Annotated in this window: 27 protein-coding genes and 1 tRNA gene; 10 read left to right on the plus strand and 18 right to left on the minus strand. The window is 58.4% G+C overall.

The window, feature by feature from the left end; all coding sequences use genetic code 11:
* The first annotated feature begins 24 nt into the window (after nt 1-24).
* The 5 genes from ACTJKV_RS05220 to ACTJKV_RS05240 are packed head-to-tail and all read left to right on the plus strand — an operon-like array spanning nt 25 to nt 2,073.
* On the plus strand, nt 25-246 hold the full coding sequence (locus ACTJKV_RS05220; protein ID WP_274103070.1) for a hypothetical protein: 222 nt from the start codon (nt 25-27) through the stop codon (nt 244-246).
* Nucleotides 233-820 (plus strand): lysozyme, encoded by a 588-nt coding sequence (locus tag ACTJKV_RS05225; RefSeq protein ID WP_274103071.1) that lies wholly within the window; start codon nt 233-235, stop codon nt 818-820. The genes ACTJKV_RS05220 and ACTJKV_RS05225 overlap by 14 nt, the downstream gene beginning before the upstream one ends.
* Entirely contained in the window at nt 817-1,200 is a 384-nt protein-coding gene (locus ACTJKV_RS05230; protein ID WP_274103073.1) for a hypothetical protein, read from the plus strand. The genes ACTJKV_RS05225 and ACTJKV_RS05230 overlap by 4 nt, the downstream gene beginning before the upstream one ends.
* On the plus strand, nt 1,124-1,432 hold the full coding sequence (locus ACTJKV_RS05235) for a hypothetical protein (protein WP_274103074.1): 309 nt from the start codon (nt 1,124-1,126) through the stop codon (nt 1,430-1,432). Before ACTJKV_RS05230 ends, ACTJKV_RS05235 begins: the two co-directional genes overlap by 77 nt.
* Nucleotides 1,432-2,073: a hypothetical protein gene (locus tag ACTJKV_RS05240; protein ID WP_111849430.1), complete on the plus strand. Its 642-nt coding sequence runs from the start codon at nt 1,432-1,434 to the stop codon at nt 2,071-2,073. The genes ACTJKV_RS05235 and ACTJKV_RS05240 overlap by 1 nt, the downstream gene beginning before the upstream one ends.
* A gap of 18 nt (nt 2,074-2,091) precedes the next feature.
* Here the strand turns inward: ACTJKV_RS05240 and ACTJKV_RS05245 are convergent, their stop codons facing one another.
* The 13 genes from ACTJKV_RS05245 to cpdR all read right to left on the minus strand — a co-directional run bounded on the left by ACTJKV_RS05245 (nt 2,092) and on the right by cpdR (nt 12,944).
* The gene (locus ACTJKV_RS05245) at nt 2,092-2,664 is read right to left on the minus strand and encodes a DedA family protein (RefSeq protein WP_274103075.1); all 573 of its coding nucleotides are present in this window, start codon (nt 2,662-2,664) and stop codon (nt 2,092-2,094) included.
* 35 nt (nt 2,665-2,699) lie between these two features.
* Nucleotides 2,700-3,047, minus strand: coding sequence for a hypothetical protein (locus tag ACTJKV_RS05250; protein ID WP_440598516.1), 348 nt, complete (start codon nt 3,045-3,047; stop codon nt 2,700-2,702).
* Nucleotides 3,016-3,402: an ACT domain-containing protein gene (locus ACTJKV_RS05255; RefSeq protein WP_274103076.1), complete on the minus strand. Its 387-nt coding sequence runs from the start codon at nt 3,400-3,402 to the stop codon at nt 3,016-3,018. Before ACTJKV_RS05255 ends, ACTJKV_RS05250 begins: the two co-directional genes overlap by 32 nt.
* A gap of 13 nt (nt 3,403-3,415) precedes the next feature.
* Complete coding sequence (locus ACTJKV_RS05260) at nt 3,416-4,729, minus strand: acetylglutamate kinase (RefSeq protein ID WP_274103077.1); 1,314 nt, start codon at nt 4,727-4,729, stop codon at nt 3,416-3,418.
* Between the two features lie 196 nt (nt 4,730-4,925).
* Nucleotides 4,926-6,245, minus strand: a complete 1,320-nt coding sequence (locus tag ACTJKV_RS05265) for an ABC transporter substrate-binding protein (protein ID WP_274103078.1) — start codon at nt 6,243-6,245, stop codon at nt 4,926-4,928.
* A 95-nt stretch (nt 6,246-6,340) separates the two neighbouring features.
* On the minus strand, nt 6,341-7,189 hold the full coding sequence (locus ACTJKV_RS05270) for a carbohydrate ABC transporter permease (protein WP_274103080.1): 849 nt from the start codon (nt 7,187-7,189) through the stop codon (nt 6,341-6,343).
* Nucleotides 7,189-8,130 carry a carbohydrate ABC transporter permease gene (locus ACTJKV_RS05275; protein WP_274103082.1) on the minus strand — a complete coding sequence of 314 codons (942 nt, stop codon included), beginning with the start codon at nt 8,128-8,130 and terminating at the stop codon, nt 7,189-7,191. Before ACTJKV_RS05275 ends, ACTJKV_RS05270 begins: the two co-directional genes overlap by 1 nt.
* Nucleotides 8,123-9,223, minus strand: coding sequence for an ABC transporter ATP-binding protein (locus ACTJKV_RS05280; RefSeq protein WP_274103083.1), 1,101 nt, complete (start codon nt 9,221-9,223; stop codon nt 8,123-8,125). The genes ACTJKV_RS05275 and ACTJKV_RS05280 overlap by 8 nt, the downstream gene beginning before the upstream one ends.
* 44 nt (nt 9,224-9,267) lie before the next feature.
* Nucleotides 9,268-10,779, minus strand: coding sequence for an arabinosylfuranosidase ArfA (arfA, locus tag ACTJKV_RS05285; RefSeq protein WP_440598517.1), 1,512 nt, complete (start codon nt 10,777-10,779; stop codon nt 9,268-9,270).
* A gap of 172 nt (nt 10,780-10,951) precedes the next feature.
* The gene (locus ACTJKV_RS05290) at nt 10,952-11,878 is read right to left on the minus strand and encodes an ArsR/SmtB family transcription factor (RefSeq protein WP_274103086.1); all 927 of its coding nucleotides are present in this window, start codon (nt 11,876-11,878) and stop codon (nt 10,952-10,954) included.
* A gap of 59 nt (nt 11,879-11,937) precedes the next feature.
* On the minus strand, nt 11,938-12,198 hold the full coding sequence (locus ACTJKV_RS05295; protein WP_274103088.1) for a hypothetical protein: 261 nt from the start codon (nt 12,196-12,198) through the stop codon (nt 11,938-11,940).
* A 227-nt stretch (nt 12,199-12,425) separates the two neighbouring features.
* Nucleotides 12,426-12,500: transfer RNA gene (locus ACTJKV_RS05300), tRNA-Val, on the minus strand.
* An 81-nt stretch (nt 12,501-12,581) separates the two neighbouring features.
* Nucleotides 12,582-12,944, minus strand: a complete 363-nt coding sequence (gene cpdR / locus ACTJKV_RS05305) for a cell cycle two-component system response regulator CpdR (RefSeq protein WP_027675545.1) — start codon at nt 12,942-12,944, stop codon at nt 12,582-12,584.
* Nucleotides 12,945-13,123: 179 nt separating this feature from the next.
* Between cpdR and ACTJKV_RS05310 the strand changes: the two genes are divergently transcribed.
* Nucleotides 13,124-14,008 (plus strand): N-formylglutamate amidohydrolase, encoded by an 885-nt coding sequence (locus tag ACTJKV_RS05310; RefSeq protein ID WP_274103093.1) that lies wholly within the window; start codon nt 13,124-13,126, stop codon nt 14,006-14,008.
* A gap of 349 nt (nt 14,009-14,357) precedes the next feature.
* Entirely contained in the window at nt 14,358-15,134 is a 777-nt protein-coding gene (gene hisN / locus ACTJKV_RS05315) for a histidinol-phosphatase (RefSeq protein WP_274103094.1), read from the plus strand.
* A gap of 18 nt (nt 15,135-15,152) precedes the next feature.
* Here hisN and ACTJKV_RS05320 read toward each other — a convergent pair whose 3' ends face one another.
* A complete protein-coding gene (locus ACTJKV_RS05320; protein ID WP_112358554.1) occupies nt 15,153-16,094 on the minus strand; it encodes an alpha/beta fold hydrolase in 942 nt (313 codons plus the stop codon).
* 424 nt (nt 16,095-16,518) lie between these two features.
* On the opposite strand from ACTJKV_RS05320, the gene ACTJKV_RS05325 reads away from it, so the two are divergent.
* Entirely contained in the window at nt 16,519-17,001 is a 483-nt protein-coding gene (locus ACTJKV_RS05325) for an Hsp20 family protein (RefSeq protein ID WP_062598884.1), read from the plus strand.
* Nucleotides 17,002-17,140: 139 nt separating this feature from the next.
* Here ACTJKV_RS05325 and ACTJKV_RS05330 read toward each other — a convergent pair whose 3' ends face one another.
* Entirely contained in the window at nt 17,141-18,181 is a 1,041-nt protein-coding gene (locus tag ACTJKV_RS05330; RefSeq protein ID WP_274103096.1) for a bile acid:sodium symporter family protein, read from the minus strand.
* Nucleotides 18,182-18,380: 199 nt separating this feature from the next.
* On the opposite strand from ACTJKV_RS05330, the gene ACTJKV_RS05335 reads away from it, so the two are divergent.
* On the plus strand, nt 18,381-19,241 hold the full coding sequence (locus ACTJKV_RS05335; protein WP_112358553.1) for a LysR substrate-binding domain-containing protein: 861 nt from the start codon (nt 18,381-18,383) through the stop codon (nt 19,239-19,241).
* A gap of 12 nt (nt 19,242-19,253) precedes the next feature.
* Here the strand turns inward: ACTJKV_RS05335 and ACTJKV_RS05340 are convergent, their stop codons facing one another.
* A complete protein-coding gene (locus tag ACTJKV_RS05340; protein ID WP_116491965.1) occupies nt 19,254-20,309 on the minus strand; it encodes a threonine aldolase family protein in 1,056 nt (351 codons plus the stop codon).
* 557 nt (nt 20,310-20,866) lie between these two features.
* Here ACTJKV_RS05340 and ACTJKV_RS05345 point away from each other — a divergent pair.
* The gene (locus tag ACTJKV_RS05345) at nt 20,867-21,085 is read left to right on the plus strand and encodes a glutaredoxin (protein WP_274103098.1); all 219 of its coding nucleotides are present in this window, start codon (nt 20,867-20,869) and stop codon (nt 21,083-21,085) included.
* Between the two features lie 19 nt (nt 21,086-21,104).
* On the opposite strand, the gene ACTJKV_RS05350 is transcribed toward ACTJKV_RS05345, so the two are convergent.
* On the minus strand, nt 21,105-21,695 hold the full coding sequence (locus tag ACTJKV_RS05350; protein WP_274103100.1) for a hypothetical protein: 591 nt from the start codon (nt 21,693-21,695) through the stop codon (nt 21,105-21,107).
* Nucleotides 21,692-21,988 carry a PadR family transcriptional regulator gene (locus ACTJKV_RS05355; RefSeq protein ID WP_274103101.1) on the minus strand — a complete coding sequence of 99 codons (297 nt, stop codon included), beginning with the start codon at nt 21,986-21,988 and terminating at the stop codon, nt 21,692-21,694. The genes ACTJKV_RS05350 and ACTJKV_RS05355 overlap by 4 nt, the downstream gene beginning before the upstream one ends.
* Nucleotides 21,989-22,191: the final 203 nt, after the last annotated feature.

Raw genomic sequence — 22,191 nt, forward strand, 5'->3', positions numbered from 1 at the left:
AATCCAACAATCAGGGACATCCCCATGCTTATCTCAAATTGGTGGCAGGTGCTGAAGCGCGCCTGGTCCATTAGATGGATCGTGCTCGCAGGACTTCTGTCCGGCCTCGAAGTCTTCCTGCCGATCATCGATGGTTCCCTCGAAATCCCGCGCGGGCTTTTCGCCGCGCTATCTGGTGCCGCGACTTGCGCGGCCTTCATCTCCCGAATTCTTGCTCAGAAAGGTGTATCGGATGCCGATCAATAGGATTGTGCCGACGCGGCGTGGGCTGGCGGCTGTTGCGGCCGTGTTGGCCAGCGTCACTGCGGGTGGTTATGCGGCTTATGACCGTTATTCGGATGTGGGGCGGATGGACCCTGCGGTTATTCTAGCGGTGGAGAAGGCCATCATTCCCTGGGAAGGGCTGGTGTTGACATCGCACTGGGACCCTTTCGCGAGGATCTGGGATATCTGCTACGGCGAGACCCAGGGTGTGGGCCCGGGCATGAGGAAGACGAAGGCGCAGTGTCGCGATATGCTGCTGCGCCGGGTGCATGACGATTATTACCAAGCGATCATGCAATGTTCGCCGAAGCTTGGGGCGGCACCCGTCAGCGTTCGTGCGTCAATGATTTCCGGGTCCTATAATTTTGGTGTCGGGGCCTGGTGCCGGTCGACCGCGAAGGCGCGGATCGAAGCGGGGCAGTGGCGGGCGGCATGTGAGGCGCAGACGGCTTTTAACCGAGCGGGTGGGCGCGTCGTGCGTGGACTCGTCAACCGTCGGGAGATGGGGGACGCGCAGCGCATCGGCGAAGCCGAGCTTTGTGTGAGCGGCCTATGAGTGTTTTCTTTCCGACTTCGCTTATGGCGCGCCTGGCAGCACTGATCCTTTTTCTCTTGCTGCTCTTGGGCGGCTTTCGGCTGTGGCTTTCCGCGCATGATGCGGCGCTGCTGAAAGGCTATGTGCTGCTCTCGGAAAAGACCGCGGCCGAGGCCAAGGCGGCCGAACTCGAGCGACAGCGCAATGCCGCGGCGCTGGCGCTGGAAGATTATCGCAAACGTGCGGCGGCGGATGCGCTGGCGCAGCAGGCGCTTGAAGCCCAACTCGAAGAGGCGATCCGCAATGACAATCAGAAGATGGATGATGGCGATTACCGCTGGAGCGATGCTGATCGTCGCTGGCTGTGCCGGCAAAGAGGCGCGGCTGATTGCGGCCGCTAATGCGACGGGACGGCTCGCGGCAGGTGTGCGCCTGCCGGATTTGCCGGACGAATGTCGCCAGAAGATGCCAAGGGTCGTTCCGAAATACGGCATCGAAAAGCCGCGCAACACGCAGTTGCGATGGGAGGTGGCTGCCGAGCTTGCCGATCAACGCACCGGGCGCTGCGCTTCCTTTTACGGTGGCGTGAGGACGCGCTTCGACGGAGCGGCACCGCGCCGCGGAGAAAAATGATGGGACCTGACGAGATGAATGGCAACGATGCCCACCGGGCCTATAGCGACGCCGCGACCGCCCAGCTCGGGGAGCGCGTCACCAATCTTGGGCGCCGCCAAAGCGATCTTGAAACCGAGATGCGTTCCGGTTTCAAGCAGGTGGAAAACACCATGTCGGCCATTGCCAATGAGATGCGTTCGTCGATCTCTGGCCTGTCCGCCAGCCTTGCGGAGCGTAGCCGCACCCAGTGGCCGGTCGTCTGGTCGGCAGTCGGCGTCTCCTTCACAATTTTGGCGGCGCTGAGCGCTTTCGTCTACGGCACGCTCAGCAAGGATCAGAGCAGGCTTGATACCGCCATTCTGAAGAACTCCGAGCTGGCGCAGACAGCGGTCGCGAAACTGGCCGATACCACGCAGCAGAGCATCATTGCGATGACGGAGCGAATGGTAACGCGGCAGGAGATGGAGTGGCGCCAGCAACGCAGTTCCGAAGATCGGCTTCGCATGGAAGCCGAAGTCAAGGATCTGCGCGATGCGCAGGTTCCGCGCCCGGAGCTAGAGCGCGCCTTTGCCGGATATGATCAACGGTTCAAGGATCAGCAGCGACAGATTGACGAGCAGAGACGGCAGACAAGCGCTGGTGCGTTGCCTGTGCGGTGATTGTCCTCCTCACGCCGCTCATGTTTTCTCCGATGACCGGATGTAATGATGCGCGCCGAATGCGATGGCGGCGATGATGACAAGGGCTGGGATGATGGCGACAGCCATATGGTGGCCAAGGCCGAGCCTGCCGATCAGTGTCTCGACGGCCTGTCCCAATCCATAGCCGACGGCTGTGATGACGGTGCCCCAGGTGGCGGCGGAGACCAGGTTGATGGCAAAGAAGCGAAGCGGCGAAATGGAAGAGAGGCCGATCGCGACCGGGCTGATGGTGCGAATGCCATAGACGAAGCGGAAACAGAAAATGAAGGCGTTGGGATGCTTTTCGAGCCATGACGTTACCCGCGTCATGGCAGGTTTTGCAGTCAAGCGTTTGACGGCTTTGACGCCGCTCGCGTAGCGGCCGAGATAAAACAGAATTTGATCTGCCAGGAACGAGCCCGCCGCAGCGGCCACGGCAGCCTGCCAGTAGGGAAACACGCCCTTGTGGGCAAGCACGCCGCCCAGAAACGCCACGGTCTCTCCCTCCACGCCCGAGCCAATCAGGACGGCGGCAATGCCGTAATCGGTGACGAATTGTTCAAAAGCCATGATGTCTTCCAGATGATCGATCGGTGGTAAGACTGTCATGATGCATAATTGGTTGCCATCAAGGAATGCTCGACGCTGAGATTCTTGACCGATGCCAGCCGATCCGACGCTTCGATGATCCAGATGGCAGTCCTTGCCGTAAGCTGGAAAAACATCACAAGCGATTCAATGCCGAAACAACGCAAGAAATCAGAACTGCCTTCCAAGATATGCCCGGTTTGCGGGCGGCCCTTCGTCTGGCGGAAGAAATGGGCGAAAGACTGGGTGACTGTGAAATTCTGCTCCCAGCGGTGCCGCGAAGCGAAATGAGGAGTCGCTCCTAGATTCGTGTGCGTGAGAGGCTGCTCGCGCTTACGAAACGAAGCGATGTCCTGCCTCTTCAAGCAGGCGCGCCGCTCGATCCCACTCTTTCTCCGGCACAAGAATATGTTCGCCGTCAAAGGTGCAGAGCACGAAGACGCCGATGCCTTGTTCGGAGATCGGCTGAATCAGCGATTGGAGAATACCCGTAGCATTAAACGGGATCGGGCCGAGGCTGCGGAAGCAGCGCCAGTTCGGTTCGGCTTCGACGTTTGTTGGTACTCGGTCCTGCAGGCAGACGAGGGTCAGTTCGTCGTCGCTTCTGACCATGGCGGAAAAGCCGGGGCCATCAAACCACGCAGGCAAGGTTGCATCGGGCGAAAGCCGCGCGACGCTGAAGACGCCCGGAACGGCCCGTAGATTTATTGCGTGCGGCACGGCGCCTTCTCCTTCACGGTTTGGTTTCAGTGTCGATCAAGGTCGTTGGTCGCACGGCACAATGGGCGACGCATTTTTCGATCTGCGAGAAATCCGTCAGGCCGCACCAGAACACTTTCCACCGCTCCTGTTTGAAGCAGCCATCGGACTGGGCGTAGTAGAAGATGTTCACCTGATTGTTGTGGCGGGAGCGCCAGAACAATTGCGGTGTCTCTTCGCGCATGACCTTCCAGACCGCACGGCCGAGGCCTTCTCCCTGTGCTTCGTCCAGTACGGCGAATTTGTCGAGATAGGGTACGCCATCCTCTTCCGTCAGGATGATCGCGGCGCGGTAGTGTTCGCTGATGTAGGCCCGCAGCAGCCGGGTGCGCTCAAAATAATCTTCGACGACGCGTCGTCCGAAACTCGATTCAATCAGCGCCCGCAGACGGGTCAGGTCGAGTTCTTCCCATGATGTGGCGCGCAGCACCCGTTCACCACGGCGGATCAACGTGCCGGAGCCCTTATGGGTGAAAAGCTCTTGCGCCAGGTTGGCCGGGTTGGTGATGGAGATCGAGGATTCCATCGGCAAGCCATCGAGCAATTGCTTCATCCGCTCGATCTTGAAGGTGAAGCCGCTGTCCGAATAGGCCTTCTCGGCGAACTGGTCGTATTCTGTGGAGAGGTTGATCGAGTCGATTCTGCGACCATTGTCATGGCGCAAGCCGCCAAAACTCGTGAGAAAGATCACCTTGAAGGGCTGCAGCGCGCGCACCAGCTCGTTGGTCGCGTCATCGCTGCCGATCGCTATTGTCTGGCCGGATGGGGTTTCGCCAACGCTGCCGATGACAGGGATCGATCCTGCATCGAGACTGGCTTCGATCGGCGCCAATCTCACTGCGCTCACTGTTACAAGGTGAGAGCTGGCATTGCTTGTCGAAACGTCTGCCGCAAACACGCCTGCCGTGATCGAGGTGGCGCGCGTGCCTTGCTCCTGCAGCAATTGAACGAGCTTCAGGTTGAGGCCATCAAACGTCTCGCCATCGGCAGTCTCTTGTGGCTTGCCTGCGGCGCTGGCTGCCCTCTCATGAGTGGCGCTCTCATCCTCTGTCCGCGAACTCCGTCCCAACAGAACAATCGGCGTCAGCCCCACTTGCTGCAGAAACGACAGCGAAGAGGCGGTCGCCTCTGCCTCCTGCGCATCGCGCAGGATCGCGCCATCGATCTTGACGAGCGCGAAGCGCTTGGCATCGAGCTGAGAGAAGCGTTTCAGATACTGGTCGATCTCCTTGGCGCTTGCCATGGTGGAGAGAAGACGCACGATTGTCTGGCGGGTGTCGCTTTGCATTCTAGGCACGGTCGTTGACAGTCTCGGACGATGAAGTGGGCCTTCACCCATAGGACCAAGATTGGTCTTTTCCAAATCATATCGACCATAAGGGTGAAAAAGAGGCCGCGCTCTCCCTCAAACAAAATCTCGCGCCTCGCCCCCGGGAGGGTAGGCGAGACGCGAGAGACCGCAGCAAAGGGCTGCAGCCGGCAGATCAGAGGTTGGCGAGAAGCTCGTTGACGCGGCTTTCCATATCGGCGAGCGCGGAATCGACGTCCTTCTGGCCGGTAATGGCCGCGCTCATTTCCTCGCCGACAATGTCCTGAATGGCGAACTGGCGCTGGACGGCGGAGGGCAGCGGCTTGCCAAGCGTGGCGATCGGCGCAATCGTGTCGCGATGCGGCAGCGCCTTGAACTCGGCGGATTCGATGACCGCCTTGTAAGCCGGCAGGTGACCGGTGCGCGACCATTCGAAATCATTATCGGCAAAGAATTTCAGGAACTTGGCAATCGCCGCCTCCTGCTCCGGCGTGCGATCCTTCTTGGAAACCGCCCAGCTGTGGCCATCGGCATATTGCGCCTTGGCGCCGGGGAAGAGCTGCGGATAGGGATAGACCGCATAGCCGCCCTTGTTCAGCGCAGTGCCCGGCTTTTCAGATTGGGCATTGTAGTCGCCGACCATCCAGGTGCCGTTCAGGTGCACGCCGCCTTCACCGCCAAGGAACGCGTTAATGGAGCCGCCGTAATCGAGGTCCTTCGTCGTGTCGTCCTTTTCGAAGATGGTCTTGTACATCTCCACGATCTTGCGTGCTTCCGGCGTGTTGAACTTCACCTTCTTCGGATCGGCGAAGAAATCGGAATTCTGCTGGAAAAGATAGGTGTAGAGATTGCGGGCATAGAGCGCCGTCTCGTTGGCGAGGTTCTGGACGAAATAGGGCTTGCCGGTCTTCTGTTTGAACTGCTCGGCCTGGGCCAGCAACTCTTCCGGTGATTTCGGCAGGATCGGCGTGCCGTCGGCATTGACGAGGCCTGCGGTTTTGAACAGGTCCATGTTGATGTGGTAGAGCATGGTCCAGTTGTCGATCGGCAGGCCGTAGATCTTGCCGTTCTTGGTCACGCCTTCCTTGGCCGCATCGGTGAATTTGTCCGGCGTCACGCCAACGGTCTTCAACATGTCGTCGAGCGGGACCAGCAGGTCCTTGGACTGATAGTCGGACAGGACGGATTCATGGATCGTGACGATGTCCGGTGCATCGCCCGAGGCGAACTGCGCCGTGAGCTGGTCGTAGCCCGGCCATTCCACCGTGGTGACGTTGATCTTGATATCCGGATTGTCGGCGGCGAATTTGTTGATCATCGATGTGATGATGCCGCATTCGCCCACCGCCTTGCTGACATCGGTGTTCTTGCCGAAATCTGCGTCGCAGGCGCCAAAGAAGCGCTGCACCTGCAATTCGGTCTCGGCAAAGCTTGGTGATGCGACCAGCACCGCGGCTGCGGATATGGTTGCGAGAAACAGTGTCCTCAAAGTCATGATAGTCTCCTCCTCCTCAGGTTTCGCCGTCGCTGGGCGAGCGGCGTCTTTTCCTCATTCGTTCAGGCTTTGCATCTTGGCCGGAGCGTCGTGCATCACCGCACCGCCGCGCCAGATACGGCGGTGACGATATATTTCTGGAAAAACAGATAGATGATCAGGATCGGTGCGCCGGCGAACACCGCCTGCGCCATCAGAAAGCCGATGCCCTGCGACTGGGCAAAGTTCATCTGCGTCGAGGCGATGCCGACGGTGAGCGTAAACATTTCCTTCTTCGTCGCGGAGATCAGCGGCCAGAAGTAATCGTTCCAGGCGCCGAGAAATGTGAAGATGCCAAGTGTCGCCTGCGCCGGGACGGTCAGTGGCAGAAGCACCTTCCAGAAGACGCGGAAGCGGCTGGCATTGTCGAGGATCGCAGCTTCATCCAGTTCCTTTGGAATGGCGCGGAAATATTGCGTCATCAGGAATACGCCGAAGGCGGAAGACAGACCCGGCAGGATCAAGCCCGGATAGGAATTGTGCAGGCCAAGCCAGCTGAAGATCTGGTGGCGGGCAATGAGCACCGCCTGTTCCGGCACGGCCAGACCCAGAAGCACCAGAACGAAGAGGACGTCGCGACCGGGGAAGTTCAGCCGGGCGAAGCCATAACCCGCAAGCGACGAGAGGATCAGCGTCATGATCGTCATGCCGCTGGCCACCACGATGCTGTTGAACACCCAGAGGAACACGCTCGATGTGCCGATGGTGTCGATATAGTTCTTGATCGTGTAGGGAAGCTGGAAGACCGAATGCGGATCGACCATCAGTGCGTTGTTGTCCTTCAAAGACAGCGCGATGACGTAAATTACGGGGGCTGCCATAACGATCGCTAGAAGGATGACGAGGCCGTAGAGCACGCGGTCGCCGAAGGATCTGCCGATGATGTTGGAGTTCTGCGAAGCCATCACACATCTGCCTTTCTGCGGGATACCAGAAATTGCACCATGGCCGCGATCAGGATCAGCACGAAGAGGATTTCGGATGCGGCGGCACCGAGGCCGAGATCCCAGCGGCGGAAGGCGGTTTCATAGATGTAGAACACGATCGGCTTGGTGAGGTTGTTCGGGCCGCCGCGCGTCATCAACAGCGCCTGGCCGAAGAGCTGGAACTGAAAGACGATCTGGATGATGACGACGAGCACGAAGGTGCGCTTGATCGAGGGCAGGGTGATGGACCGCAGCGTCTGCCAGCGATTGGCATTGTCGAGAGCGGCGGCCTCATAGATATCCTGCGGGATCTGTTGAAGTGCCGAGAGAAACAGCATCATCGGCAGGCCGATGCACCACCAGACGGTGGCGATCGCGATGCCGATCATGGCAAGGCTCGGGTCCGACAGGAAGGCCGGTGCCCTAGCACCAAACAGACCGAAGATCATCGACAAAAGGCCGATGTCGGGAATGTAGACGATGCGCCAGATCAGCGTGACGATGGTGACGGACAAGACCGAGGATGAGAAGAACAGGCCCCGGAGGACGGCGGCGCTGCGCGTGCGCCGGTTGAGGCAAAGCGCCAGGAACAGGCCGAGCAGGGCGAGCGACGGAACCGTCAGCAGCACAAAGTAGAAGGTGTTCCAGATCGACTGCAGGAAGATCTTGTCATTGAACAGACGGACGTAATTGCCGAGGCCGATAAAAGGGCCAGAGGAAAACGTATCCGCCTTGTGGAAGGACAGCCAGATACCCCAGAACAGCGGCACGACAAGCAGCGTGACGAAGAAAACGAGATAGGGCGCGACGAAGAGAAAGTTTCGCCATTGCGGCGCGTAGATATCGACGCTTCTCGCGCGCTTGACGGAGACTGCGCCTGCAGCCTGATGGGCGGTGGTTGCACTCAGTGGTTCAGCCATGACCCACCTCCCGCGCGTGCCAGGCGCGGCCCGATGCATCGAAAAGATGCGCCTTGGTGCTGTCGAAGGACAGGCCGACACGATCTCCAACCGAGACGCGGCTATCGCCACTATCGGAACCGACAAGTTGCTGACCATCGGCAAGGCGCACATAGACCAGCGTGCGTTCGCCCAGCCGCTCCACCACATCCACCACGCCTTCCGCGTTGCCGCTGCCTTGCGATGTGATACGCACATCTTCCGAGCGCAGGCCAAGTTCGAAAGCGCCGGGCGCGATACCGGTGGCTGGAATGGCGGTTACCATCCTGGTGCCCGAAGCGGTCTCGACGGTGACGACGCCGGCATCCGTGCCGATCGTGACGGGAAGGAAATTCATCGCCGGTGCACCGACGAAGCCCGCGACGAAGCGGCTTGCCGGACGGTTATAGATCTCCATCGGCGTGCCGATCTGTTCGATCTGCCGATTGTTCATGACGACGATCCGATCCGCCAGCGTCATCGCCTCGATCTGGTCATGGGTGACGAAGATCATGGTCGACTTCAGCCGCTGATGCAGCTGTGCCAGTTCGATGCGGGTGCGGGTGCGCAGTGCCGCATCGAGGTTGGACAGTGGCTCGTCGAAGAGGAAGGCTTTCGGTTCCTTTACAACGGCGCGACCGATGGCGACACGCTGCCGCTGGCCGCCGGACAATTGCCCGGGCTTGCGCTCGAGCAAATGGCCGATTTCCAACATGCGTGCGGCTTCGGCAATGCGCGCATCGATGACGGAGCGCTCGACGGCGATGTTCTTCAGCCCGAAGGCCATGTTGTCGCGCACCGTCATATGCGGATAGAGCGCATAGGACTGGAAGACCATGGCGACGCCGCGCTTGCCGGGCGGCTGGTCGTCTATGCGCTCGCCATTGATGCGGATTTCTCCGTCATCGACACTTTCGAGCCCCGCAATCATGCGCAGAAGCGTGGACTTGCCGCAGCCGGATGGGCCGAGGAACACGACGAATTCATGCGCCGGAATGGAAAGCGACAGTCCTTCAAAAACCGTCAGCCCGCCGAAGTGCTTGCTCACATTGTTCATATCGATACTTGCCGTCATAGTGTCTCCTCCCGTGACCCGTATGGCGATGTCGCAAGGCCCTGTCAGACCTTGATGCGCACCATCTGGTAGGAGTAGGGCGCGCATGTCGCCGAAAGCCGGCCGTTGGACAGCCTTGCCGTGTCGGCCTTTTTCGGCGCAACATTGTCCATATTCGTCTCGGTATTGACCGCTTTCAGATCGGCATGGGTCATGACCTGGTGATCGGCGATGCTGCTGGTGCTGCCGAAGGCTGCGACATCGAACTCGGCCTCGATCTCGTTTTCGGAGCGATTGACGACGAAGAAGCTGACGAAGCCGCCTTCCTCATCATGCACGGCGGAAACGTCGAGGCAGGACACCTCGCCCGCCGTCTCGCTCTTGTAGGTGGGGCTGTTGACCTTCAGGTCCAGCGCCTTGCCGCGGCCATAGCGCGAGGCAAAGAGGAAGGGATAGAAGATCGTCTGGCGCCAGGCTGGGCCGTTCGGCGCGGTCATGATCGGCGCAATAACGTTGACGAGCTGTGCCAGGCAGGCGATGCGCACCACATGCGAGCGACGAATGAAGGTGTTGAGGATCAGGCCGACCTGCAGCACATCCTCGAACGTGTAGATGTCTTCCAGAAGTGGCGGGGCAAAGGGCCAGCCATCGGCACCGGCAAGCGTCTTCTTGTCCTGTTCCTTCGAGTGATACCAGACGTTCCATTCGTCGAATGAGATATAGACCTGGCGCGACGAGCGCTTCTTGGCCTTGATGTAATCAATGACGCCTGCGACCGACATGATGTAGTCGTCGAGCTTCTGGTTCATCGCCAGATAGTTGCCGACATCATTGGCGTGATTGTCGAAATACATATGCAGCGAGATATAATCGACCTCGTTATAGGTGTGGTCGAGAACGGTTGCCTCCCACTCCGGATAGGTTGGCATCTTGGCATTGGATGAGCCGCAGACGACGAGTTCGAGCGAGCTGTCGAAGGCGCGCATGGCCTTTGCCGTTTCGTGGGCGAGGCGGCCATATTCATCCGCCGTCTTGTGGCCGATCTGCCAGGGGCCGTCCATCTCGTTGCCAAGGCACCAGAGCTTGACGTCGAAAGGCTCCTTGCGGCCATTGGCGATACGCTTGTCGCTCCACTCGCTGCCGCCCGGGTGGTTGGCATATTCCAGCAGATTGCGCGCTTCATCCAGTCCGCGCGAGCCGAGATTGACCGCCAGCATCATCTCGGTATTGGCGGACACGCACCAGTCGGCAAATTCATGCAGGCCGACCTCGTTGCTCTCGGATGTGTGCCAGGCGAGATCAAGGCGAACGGGCCGTTCTTCCTTAGGGCCGACACCATCTTCCCAATTGTAGGCGGAAACGAAGTTGCCGCCGGGATAGCGCACGATCGGAACGTCCAGTTCCTTGACGAGATCGATGACATCCTGACGCATGCCGCTCTGATCAGCCGTTCTGTGGTCCGGCTCATAAATGCCGGTATAGACGGCGCGACCAAGATGCTCGATGAAGGACCCGTAGAGCCTGGGATCAATATCCGCCACGACAAATTGCGGATGCGCCACAACCGATACCTTCATGCATTCCTCCCATTAGTATCATAAAAAGCGATATGTATCGCTATTACGGATACTAAATCGGAAAATCCGGTATGGGTCAACAGGGAGAGCTGCAACGTTGCCTGAAGATGCTACCCGTAATTTCTAACAGCTTGATGTCGCGCCGTTATTTTAAATATCGGAATTATTGATACTATTCGATCTTCAGGCGTAGCACGATGTCCTGATCGTAATTGCCGAAGCCCTTGCCGAAGATATTGATGCCGCCCGGATGCTTGGCGTCGTCCTCTATGCCGATGCGCACGCGGATGGAGTGATGGCTGGCAAGATCGAGGTCGGCCAGCGTGACATTCGAGATCTGCACGCCATCGACGAAGGTGCCGTCCGGTCCGACGCGCCAGTTCTTCAGCTTGCCATATTGCGAGCCCTTGAGCTTCCACCAGTCTGGCGTATAGACGCCACGCTTATCGCCGAAATCTCCGGGCGAGGTCCACACGCCGACCTTCTTGCCGTTGATGGTCAGCGTTATGTCAGACGGCCAGTCGGCGCTGGTTCCTGGCACTTCCGAGCTCAGCTCCACCGCCACTTCAAGCTCGCGAATTGCGGCGTTGGAGAGTTTGGCATTGTTGGGGAACTGATATTCCACATGGCCACGGGTAAACCAGATCAGCCCCGCCTTCATCCGGTCCGGATCCAGAAGCGCATTCGGCACATCGAGAAGGCCGATGATACCATCTGGTGAACAGAGCCCGCAGGGTGCCGTCACCTCGAAGCCGGTATAGAGGCCGACCGGCATGGACACCTCGATCACGTCCTTGCGCGGCTCTCGCACCTCACTTTTGAAGACGATGACCACCTCTTCCACCGTGGCGCGACAGATTTTCTGGCTGCCCTTGCGCGCCTTCTGCGTTTCGCTCTGCAGCAGGCCCGCATCTTCCAGAATCTGGATATGGGTGGAAACCGTCGATTGCGGCAGGTCCAAAGCCGCCGCCATGTCGTTGACATTCATCGGGCCGCGATCATGCAGCATTTTCAACATGGTCGCTCGCGTCGGCGAGGCAATGCCCTTCAACACGGTGTGGTCGGTCTCGGGATCGATGATGAGGAATTTTTTCGTCATGGCGCTTTTACATTCGGATTTTCCGATTTGTATCGCGCTTTCTGATAATTGAAAAGTCGCTACTTCCTGTCTGCCCGATCCCGTCTAGAGGCGGTGAGGCTGAAATAGGCTTGCAGGAGCACGGATACGAAAAATCCGACGGCAGCGAGAGCGGTATAGGCTACGAGGCGATTGGAGAGCGTGTACCATCCGCACAGGATCGCTACGGCATTCATTCCCATCAGAGCTGCAACGACGCCAAAAAAGCAGATTGCTGCTTTCCACGGACCTGAGGCGGCGCTGACGAAGCGCCTCAGCCCAGATGAGGTGCGATTGCTCATTCGTCTACCTTTATCACATAGTCCTGTTTCTATCGCGCCCGAACTCATCCTCGGAGCGAAGGGAACTCATACCGCACTGGCTCGTCGCCACGGTGCATTCTGGCTTGTTGCTTCGAACGCCAGCGACGTGGTCCTGTCTGAGGTATATTGCTGTCTGGGGAAGGGCGGGACAATAAAGAAAAAGGCCCTGCAATATTTTGCAAGGCCTTGATTTCTTTAAATTCGGATGGTGGGCGTGACAGGGATTGAACCTGTGACCCCTACGATGTCAACGTAGTGCTCTCCCGCTGAGCTACACGCCCTCCGTTGCGGCGCATAAATCACATAACCGAATGAAGCGTCAACTGCCTTTTTCGATTTTGTGACAGGTTTTTTTGAAACCCTTACGCCACAAGGAGTTTGTTGACCTCGTCGACGAGGTCGCGAAGGTGGAATGGCTTGGAAAGCACCTTGGCATCCTTCGGTGCCTTCGAATCAGCATTCAAAGCAACCGCTGCGAAACCGGTGATGAACATGACCTTGAGGTCGGGATCGAGTTCGGTGGCGCGGCGCGCAAGCTCGATGCCGTCCATTTCCGGCATGACGATATCGGTCAAAAGCAGTGAGAAAGGCTCTTCGCGAAGCCGATCATAGGCGCTTGCACCATTATCGAAGGACGAGACCTTGTATCCGGCCTTTTCAAGCGCCTTCACCAGGAAGCGGCGCATGTCATTGTCGTCTTCGGCGAGAAGAATTTTCTGAACCATATAAGTGACCGTAACTACAGAATTATTGGGATACCCTATCGCGATTGTACCATTGTCGGAGTAAATATCATGTGAATGGTAGAATCACGAGAGGGTGACTGCCTGCCAGTATGGACTTGCACTGGCGCAACTGGCAACATGATGCGTCTGGCAGAATTATGACATGGTAAACGGGGCGCATGGACTGGGTGACGGGCGAATATGAGCTGTTCGAGGTGTGCGAGCCAGCGCTGCACAGCATTCCCTTCGTCTATAATTCACCCCATAGTGGCCGCTGTTACCCCGTTTCCTTTCTTGAATCCTCGCGGCTCGATTCCTACGAAATTCGCCGTTCGGAAGATTGTTTCGTCGATGAGCTTTTTGCGTGCGCTCCTGATATCGGCGCGCCACTGCTGAAGGCCAATTTCCCCCGCGCCTATCTGGATGTCAACCGCGAGCCCTATGAGCTCGATCCGCGCATGTTCGACGGCGCACTGCCATCTTACGCCAATATCGGCTCCATGCGGGTTGCAGGCGGTCTCGGCACCGTGCCGCGCATCGTGGCGGAGAACATGGATATCTACGCGCACCGCCTATCGGTGGAGGAGGGGCTGTCGCGTGTCGAGGGCATCTACAAGCCCTACCATGCGTGCCTGCGACGCCTCGTCTCGCGCACCCATGCCACGCATGGCATGGCGGTGCTGATCGACTGCCATTCCATGCCTGGCAATATCCGCCTTGCCGGATCGAACATCCGCCCCGACATCATCATCGGCGATCGTTACGGCACCAGCGCCTCTGCGGAGATTTCCCGTGCGGCTCTGCATTTCCTTGAAGAGCTTGGCTTCAACGCCGTGTGCAACAAGCCCTATGCCGGCGGTTTCATCACCGAGCATTACGGCCGGCCGATCCGCTCGCTGCATGCGTTGCAGATCGAGGTAAATCGCGCACTCTATGTGGACGAGAAGACCTTTCTGAAGGCGGCGGATTTCCCGGCGATGCAATCGGCCCTGGGCATCTTCATGCGTCAGATGGCGGGCTTCGTCTCGGAATATGTGATCGATATGGCCTTTGCGGCCGAATAAAGCTTCTTTCATCCCGAACAGGACGCCCGGACGTCTCGCGCCGATGCTGGGCTGAACGCAAAAAAAACCGCGCCTTCGCGCGGTTAAGTCTAGGGAGGAAACACCCAAGGAGGGTATTTACAGTCAAAGACTGTGAACTCCACGCTACATCAATTTGCACAATTGTCAATCATTATAATTATTTGCATAAATTATAGGCAATATTTGGGTGTTTGCATGTATGGTGGCCTGGCGTTTCTTGGGCATGCCTATTCAGCAGGCAATAGGTGCCTCACGTGGGGAGAGTGGACGAGTCGCGCAGAACCGCGCTATGTGATCCTCCAGCCAATCACAGACGCCGGGGATTTTCATGCTGCCAGATCGCGACTTCTTCTTCCGCCTCGCCGATGCCGCCAAGGCTGAGACGCTGCCCCGGTTTCGCACCGGCATCGCTGTCGATAACAAGCAGGCCGGCGGTTACGATCCCGTAACGGAGGGCGACCAAGCAGCCGAAGCGGCGATCCGCGCACTGATCACCGAGCGTTTCCCAGATCACGGCATTCTTGGCGAAGAGCATGGCAGCATCGGGCTCGACCGCGAGCATGTCTGGGTGATCGATCCGATCGACGGCACCCGCGCCTTCATTTCAGGCGTGCCGGTCTGGGGAACGCTGATCGGTTTCCAATCCGGCGGTCGCGCCAGAATGGGCCTGATGGACCAGCCCTTTACCGGCGAGCGCTATTACGCCGATGGGGAGAAGGCATGGTACAAGGGGCCGGAGGGCGAAAAAGAGATCAGGACGCGGGCCTGCCGGTCGCTTTCGGATGCCATTCTCTTTACCACCTCGCCCCATATCTTCACCGCACCGGAAGCCGAGCGTTACGGCGCGGTGCAGGACAAGGTTCGCCTGTTCCGCTATGGCGTGGATTGCTATGCCTATGCTTTGCTGGCTGCCGGCCATGTGGATCTCGTCATCGAATCCGGCCTGAAGCCCTATGATGTCGGTGCGCTGATCCCGATCATCGAACAGGCGGGCGGCATCATCACCACCTGGGATGGCGGGCGACCGGAAGGGGCGGGGCGGATTATCGCTGCCGGCAGCAAGGCTGTGCATGAAGAGGCGCTGGCGCTGCTCTCCGGCCTCTGACCCTTTTAGGGCGGGACGCTATTCGTCCGGGGCGAAGAAGGCATCCAGCGCCGCAAGCGCCTGGGCGCGGTAGATATCGCGTTCCTGAAACAGTTCGTGGCGGGCACCGATGACCGGGATCAACTGTGCCGCGCGGAAATTGCGCGACAATTCCTCCTGCACCGCATAGGGCGTGATGGTGTCGAGAACCGGGGCCAGCAACAGGGTGGGAATGGTGATGCGGGTCAGGTGATCCTGCCGCGTCACTTTCGGCATGATCTTCATGACTTCGTAGAGCCAGCGCGCCGTAGGCCTGCCGATGAAGAGCTCCGGATGGCTGTTGGCGATCGCAATGTTACGGGCAAAACGCTCGGCATCGGAGGTCAATGGGTTGCCATCGAAATCCCGCTCGCGATTATCCCTGCCCAATTGCTTGCCGCCAAAACCTGTCCATGTCAGGGCGGTGGCAACGGTCTTGATCCAGCGGGGCGAAACGGATTGGCCGCCAAGCCCGACGAAGGGCGAGCAGAGCGCCATGCGCTCGATGCGGTTGGACAGTTCCGGCGCCATGGAAAGCGCAATCAGTCCGCCGGTGGAGTGTGCCACCATGAAGAAGGGCAGGCGGGTATCCGGCAGCACCACCTGTTCCAGAAAGAGCGATACATCCTTCTGGTAATCGGAAAAACGGCGCACATAGCCGGCATCCGCCTTCTTCAAAAGCCGCGCCGAGCCGCCCTGGCCGCGCGTGTCGAAAGTGGCGACCCAGAAGCCCTTGGCCGTCAGATCGCGGATCGTCTCAAAGTATTTCTCGATCGTTTCGTTGCGTCCGTGCAGCAGCACGATGGTGCCGCGTGCAACCGGTCTTTCGGAACGGAAGATTGCATAGCGCAGGCTCTTCTTGCCATGGCCTTCAAAGGTTCCGACATGGTGGTTGTCGGGCACGGGGTTGCCTTTGGTTTCATGGAGAATGGCTTCGGTCATCGATATCCTGCCTCGGGGCAAATCGTGGTCGTGCGGAGAGGTGTTTCAAGGGGATAGGTTGAGCGATTGTGTCCGTCAAAGGAAAACATGCGCAAAACGGACAAGGCGGGAAAAATTGCCGGAACCGTCGGTTTAGCAGTCGCGGTTCCGGCCAGTCGGACAAAGAAGAAGGGACGATGCTTCTCTGCCCTCGAAGTTGCCTCCGATAGGGTGGTTCTAGCGGTCGCTCAATGAACGGATCTGGAACCTGCCATTCAGAAATCGTTCAGGTGAAATCGAATGCCTTTTTCCCTCTTGAACTGCCAAAACACCATTCCCACCTATTGCTCACGGTCGCCAGAACGGGGCCGTGTCAAGGTTTCTTTCATCGCCAGAACGGGATGGAGAGCCACACTCGCAAACAGTCGCTTCTAAGGAGGACACCATGCGTCACGTTGATTTTTCCCCCCTTTACCGCTCCACCGTCGGTTTCGACCGTCTGTTCTCGATGCTCGACAGCATCGGTCAGCCGGAGCAGGCTCAGGCTTATCCGCCCTATAATATCGAGCGGACCGGCGAGAATGCCTATCGCATCACCATGGCGGTTGCCGGCTTCGACGAGACTGAACTCAGCATCGAATCTCGCGCCAATGTGTTGACCGTCAAGGCCGAGAAGGCTGAAGACACCAAGGCATCCGAGGGCGACTTCCTCTATCGCGGCATTGCCACGCGCGCTTTCGAGCGCCGCTTCCAGCTTGCCGACCATGTGGAAGTGCAGAATGCTTCGCTGAAGAACGGTCTTCTGCATATCGACCTTCTTCGCAACATTCCCGAAGCCATGAAGCCCCGCCGCATCGCGATTGCGACCGACGCATCGGACGCGCCGAAGCAGATCGAGGCACAGGTAACGCCAACCCAGGTGAACTAAACCTCGAGGTTAGCGCGTGAATAAGAAGACGGCTCCCGCAAGGGGGCCGTCTTTTTTGCATTTATAGGCGGTCGAAGACCCTGTGACGTCATCCGTTGTTGACGCGAGGATCGACTGTCTTCAGCGGCGGCAGGGAGACTTACGACGCCGTCTTGGCTGCGATCGCCGCCGCCTCCGGTGCATCTGCCACGGGCGCCGCGATCTTTGCAGCTTCCGCTTCCTTTGCCTTCTTCGCATAGTGCTGTGCAATCACGGCGCAGGCCATCAGTTGGATCTGGTGGAAGAGCATGATGGGCAGCACGATGGCGCCGATGCTTTGGCCGGCGAAGATGGCGCCTGCCATCGGCACGCCGCTCGCAAGGCTCTTTTTCGATCCGCAGAAGGTGATGGTGATTTCATCTTCTTTCTTGAAGCCGAGCAGGCGGCTGCCAAACATGGTGAGGCACAGGACAAGGGTCAGCAGAACCATGTTGATGCCAATCACGACGCCGATGTCGCGTAAGGTGAATTGGTTCCAGATGCCTTCCACCACCGCATCGCTGAAGGCGAGATAGACGACCATCAGGATCGAGCCGCGATCGACAGGGGCCAGCAGCGTCTTGCGGGCGCGTATCCACTTGCCGATCCAGGGCTGCAATGCCTGGCCGGCGATGAAGGGCAGCAGAAGCTGCAGGAAGATCTGGCCGAACGCATCGAGCGAAAAGCCGCCGCCATGGCCGCCAACGGTAAACAGGAAGCCGACGAGAAGAGGCGTCAGGAACATGCCGAAAATGTTGGAGGCGGATGCCGCGCAGATTGCGGCCGGCACGTTGCCTCCGGCCATCGAGGTGAAGGCGATGGACGACTGCACGGTGGAGGGAAGCACGCAGAGAAAAAGGACACCCATATAGAGTGGCTGCGGCAAGATGCTGTCTGGAATATAGCCCGCCGCAAGGCCGAGAAGCGGGAAGATGCCGAAGGTGACGAGAAGGATGACGATGTGCAGGCGCCAATGCAGCATGCCCGCCACCACGACGTCTCGCGACAGGCGCGCGCCATGCAGGAAGAAGAGCAGCGCGATGGCGCATTTCGTCGCAATGGAGAAATAATGTGCCGGCTCTCCGCTGATCGGCAGCAGCGACGCGAGGATGACGGTAGCGACCAGCATCATGGTGAAGCGGTCTGGCAGGAAGCGGCTCATGGCGCGGCCTTTCTAGAATCTGGTGCGCAGAACGGCACGGCGCTCTGCAATCGTTTGATCCGTCGTAGCCGATCTAAAGCGTGAGGACCGTGAAAGATCCCACACCCTCCAAGCCGGTTTGCGGATTGAAATCGGTCTCACTATCGCTCATCATGAAACCAGATGCAAAAACTAACAGTTATCATGTTTTGAGATAGCCATGCTGAACCTCCAACATCTTGCAAGCTTCGTTACCCTCGAGCAGACCATGAGTTTCACCCAGACCGCCGAACGGCTGGGGATCGGCCAATCGACCGTCAGCCAGCACATCCAGCGACTGGAAGCGTCGCTCGGCCAAAAGCTGATCGCCCGTGATACCCATCGGGTGCGCTTGACGCCGGAGGGTGAAGCGCTTCTGGGCTATGCCCGCAATATGCTGGATCTCAACAATAAGGTCGCGGCCCTCTTCGGCGAGAGCAGGCTGCGCGGTCGCCTGCGTCTCGGCGTCTCGGAGGATTTCGTCGCAAGCCGTCTCACCGTCATTCTGGAAGAGTTCACGAGGCTTTATCCGCTGGTCGATCTGGAGCTGACGGTATCGCTCTCCGGCGTGCTCTATCAGATGCAGGACAATGGCGAACTCGATGTCGTGCTGGCCAAGCGTCGGCTTGGCGATCAGCTCGGTCATTTCCTTTATCGCGAACCGCTGATCTGGCTCGCCAAGGACCCGGATGCGATCCTCTCCCGCAAGGAAGCGCTGCCGCTCATCGCCTTTCCGCCGCCGAGCATCACGCGCAAAGCCGCGCAGGAAGCCCTCGATCGGGCAGGCGTTGCCTGGCGCATCGTCTGCACCTGCGGAAGCCTCAGCGGGCTGACGGCTGCTGCCCGCGCCGGCATGGGCGTTCTTGTCCAGCCTCGCAGCATGGCGCCGTCCGGCTTGCGAGAGTTGCCGCAAGGCAGTCTGCCATCGCTGGAAGACGTGGAGTTCGTGCTGCAGCCGCGCAAGGGCGCGGATGCGGAGCTAGTGCGGGCGCTGTCGTCGCTGGTGACGGCGAAGGGGATGGTCCCGGGCAGTTATGCTTGAGCGTGCAGCGTCTTACGCCCGACCGCAAATGCGCAGAAACGAATCCACGTCGCTCTCTTCCGTCGCAAAGCTGGTGACGAGGCGGATCAGCTGTTCGTTTTCGCCGACCGGCTGCTGCATGTCGTGCGGAACCGGCCAGTCGTAGAAGCTGGCACCGGCATCTCGGGCAGCCTTGGCAGATTGCTTGTCCAGGACGACGAAGAGCTCGTTGGACTGTGTGGGCCAGGCGAGGCGGGCGCTGTTGGAGGCGGAGAGGCCGTCACGCAGGCGGTTTGCCATGGCGTTGGCGTGGGCGGCGAGCTCCAGCCACAGGTCGTTCTGGAAATAGGCGTCGAACTGGGCCGCCATGAAGCGGGTCTTGGAGAAAAGCTGGGCGGAGCGCTTGCGGATGAAGGGCAGGTCTTCTGCCATTTTCGGATCCATGTAGACGATGGCTTCCGCGCACCAGCAGCCGTTCTTCGTCGCGCCGAAGGAGAGGATATCGACGCCGCGCTTCCAGGTCATTTCCGCAGGCGTGGTATCGAGCGCGGTCAGCGCATTGGCAAAACGCGCACCGTCCATGTGCAATGGAACGCCGGCGCTCTTGGCGATTTCGGAGATCGCGGAGATTTCGTCGAGATCATAGATCGTGCCTTGCTCGGTCGCCTGCGTCATCGTCACCAGCATCGGCTGGCCCTGGTGAATGGAGCCGGGCGGAAAGCGATCGATGGCGGCTTTCAGGTTCTTAGGCAGCATCTTGCCGTTTGGCCCTGCCACCGGCATCAGCCGCGAGGCGTTGGAAAAGTAGATCGGCGCGCCGCATTCGTCCTCGATCACGTGGGCTTCGGAATGGCAAAAGGCGATGCCGCCCGGGCGGGCGACGCTTGCGAGCGCGAGAGAGTTTGCCGCTGTGCCCGTGCCGACGAAGAAGACAGCGACTTCGCGCTCGAAGATTTCATTGAACTTCTTCTCAATCGCCTGGTCCAGTTCGCTGGTGCCGTAAGCGGCGGCAAAGCGGGTGGATTCCTTCATCAGCCGCTCGTTGATGGCCGGGTGGGCGCCAGCCCAGTTGTCAGAAGCAAAAATCATCGTCAGCACTTTCAAGCATGTTGCGGGCAGGAATGTCGCGCGGTTGGGATGGTTGGCAAGACTAGGCCCGTGGTTTTACGAGCATATTTCAGCCAAGGCAAATCCGGTAATCAGACAACACGGTCTCCATCCTGTTCAAGGGCTTCCGATTTCGGGCGAAGGCACTTCGGACGGTCCGGTCCATTTCGCACGTCTGCCGCGCAAGTAGGTCTAGGTTATCTCGCGGTCGAACGAACGGTGTGACCATCCTAACTTCAGTCGATCTTATCGACCATCTGGCTTCCTCACCCTGCGCCAGAAGGACACCTTCAAGCCGTGGATCGATATCGACCAGACGAAACTCGTGCGTCAGAACGATCACCGCATGCCATTTATCGACAAGGGCACTTATTTCAACGTCCAACTGTCTCCAAGAGGTACGGTGAAGCACGGCGCCGACATCATTGTCGCACTTTGGAAAGGTGGCTTGAAGTCGGCCCACTGTCGCACGGGAATGACCAATCCGCGGCTACTCACCTGTGTCAACGCCTCGTGCTTAGCGTGTGAGGGGTAAGGGAATGGCATATATCGTAACGACCAAGCCAGGCTGCGTTGATTGCGTCTTGGCAAAGGCTCTGCTCAAGAGCAACAACGAAACCTTTTTGGAGTTGGTCTCCGAAACGCCGGAGCGGATCGAGTCGTTCAAGGATCCCGGCTACCGGTTGCTCCCGATGGTCTTCCATGATGGAGTGCTAATCGGTGGCTATGACGTTTTAGCCGAATACTTCGAAACGTGAGGATGGGGCTTGGGCCCCATCATTCGTCTTCCTTCTTGAAAGCCTTGAAGGGAAGTGAAAGTAGGTGCGCCGGGAGACCAGCAAGGAACTCCACGACGGAACTTATCAGGCTGAAATTAAGGTATCGCGCAATCTTCTTGGCTTCGTCCAGATCACCTTGGGCGATCGCCTCGAAATACTCTTGCCGCGCATCGGCCACCATCTGTCCGTAGATGCGATCAAAGACTGATTTCGGCAGAACGGCTTGAAGAATACCAATAGCGCGATATCCCGGAGCGCGATAGATAACGTTCTGCTTTTGGGTGCCAAGAACCGCGTTTGCCTCGATGAGCCTTTCATCAAGCCTTTCGATATCATTTTGTAATGCCTTGGATTCAGCTTTTGAAGCTGCTATCAACGCTTGCCAATTGGCACTATTGGTGTCGAGTTTGTGTAGCCAACGGTCTTTGTATTGGATGACCATGCCTTCGATTTCATCGTCGCATGAAAGATCGCTGGAAAAAATACCCGCGCGATTGATATTGTGGGAAACAATTTTTACGTTTCTCGGCCAGCTTCCCTTTTTAAGGTAAGCGCGCGGAAATTGGTGATCTTTATCGTCGGTGCTCATACTGTGATACCCTGGCTCAACGCGTTATACTGTCTGTGCATTTCGTTGGCGCGATCGAAGACGCGTTGTCCCTTGCCGGTGATCCAATAGCGCCTGCGTGGTAGACCAGCAACTGAGGCTTCCTTTTCAGCCTCAGACTTCACCCACTCCTTCTCTTCCATTCTGCCGAGATAGACATAAATCGTGCCCCTTTTTAGCTTGTCCGACTCCCTGACCATTTCCAGTCCGTAAAGTCGCTTTCCGGTAGTGAGAAGACGCAAAATTTCCATCTCCAGGTCTGTCGCTCCAAACATATTCAATCCAATCAACGGTGACACTAAGAAAGCCTATGACTCTTACATACCATAAGATTTGAGTCTTACAAACTGTAGGACGTGAGAATCTTGCGGGGTAATGCGCTCCCGCTACGTTTTCGCCATGCCAACGAGCATGACATTGGGGTCTAAAATGCTTGGCGCAGCAGGTCCGCCGCCGCTCTGACAAAGGGATCAATAAG

Source organism: Agrobacterium sp. 22117, assembly GCF_052045735.1.
GTDB classification, from domain to species: Bacteria; Pseudomonadota; Alphaproteobacteria; order Rhizobiales; family Rhizobiaceae; genus Agrobacterium; species Agrobacterium cavarae.